This is a genomic window from Candidatus Protofrankia californiensis, assembly GCF_900634765.1.
Lineage (GTDB): Bacteria > Actinomycetota > Actinomycetes > Frankiales > Frankiaceae > Protofrankia > Protofrankia californiensis.
This window is the reverse complement of sequence record NZ_CAAAFT010000373.1, coordinates 1-1,001: the sequence shown is the minus strand read 5'-3', so window position 1 is coordinate 1,001 and position 1,001 is coordinate 1. Positions and strand designations below refer to the sequence as shown.

Sequence of the window (1,001 nt, the reverse complement as noted above, 5' to 3'; positions counted from 1 at the left end):
GGTGACGCCGGTCCATGAACTCTGGCTGTTGCCGGGCCCGGACGGCGCGGAGTTCACCACGCGTATCGGCGACTTCCGCCCGGTCGACCAGTGGGTCGTGCCCGACAAGCTTGCCGACGACGTGGAACAGCTGTTGATGGTGCGCCATGAGCTGGCAGTCCATCCGGTGTGCACCTGGCGTCCGTCGACGGGCCTGGGCATGCTCACACTCGGTTCGGGTGACAGGACGCTCGCTGATCCTGCCTACCATCGCCTGATCGGACGCTGGTTACGCCACGCCCTCGGCGTGCGTGACGCGCCGCCGGTGCGGGTGGGGCTGCTCGGGACGGCCGAGTCCGCCGCCTTCCACCACATGGCCGTCGACGTGACCGAGGGTCTGGAGATGGCCGCGATCTGCGACGGCGCGTCGCGCCCGCCGGGACGTGCCGGGGACCGCGCCGCCCGCCGGATCGTCAATCCGGCCGACCTGGTCGGTGATCCCGAAATCGATCTGATGATCGTCGCCACGCCGACGCACACCCACACGGAGTGGGCGATGCGGGCGCTCGAGGCCGATAAGCACGTCGTGATCGAGCATCCGTTCTGCCTGTCCACGCGGGAAGCTGATGATCTTATAGCCGCGGCCTCCGAGCGGGGGCTCGTCCTGGCGGTCCATCCCGACCAGCGGGACGATCTCGGTTACCGTGCGTTGCACGATGGGCTCCGGGCAGGTGCGGTCGGTGACGTACTGTGGCTGGAGACGTTCCAGGGCGGCTTCGCGCGTCCCGCCGGGACCTGGCACGACGACGCCAGGGTCAGCGGAGGGGTCGTCTACGACCGCGGTTTCGCTCACCTGGACTGGATCCTCGACCTGCTCACCGAACCCGTCGAGTGGGTGTCGGCAACCGCGCACAAGCGGGTGTGGCACCACGTGAGCAACGCCGACCACACCCGCATCCTGCTGCACTTCGCCGGCGGCGCCGAGGCCCAGGTCACGATCTCCGATCTCGCCGCCGCGCAGA

Annotated in this window: 1 protein-coding gene; it reads left to right on the top strand. The window is 69.3% G+C overall.

The features are described from left to right. A partial coding sequence (locus DD1DGNOD_RS19025; protein ID WP_131770748.1) for a Gfo/Idh/MocA family protein occupies window positions 1-1,001 on the top strand: 1,001 nt, incomplete at both ends.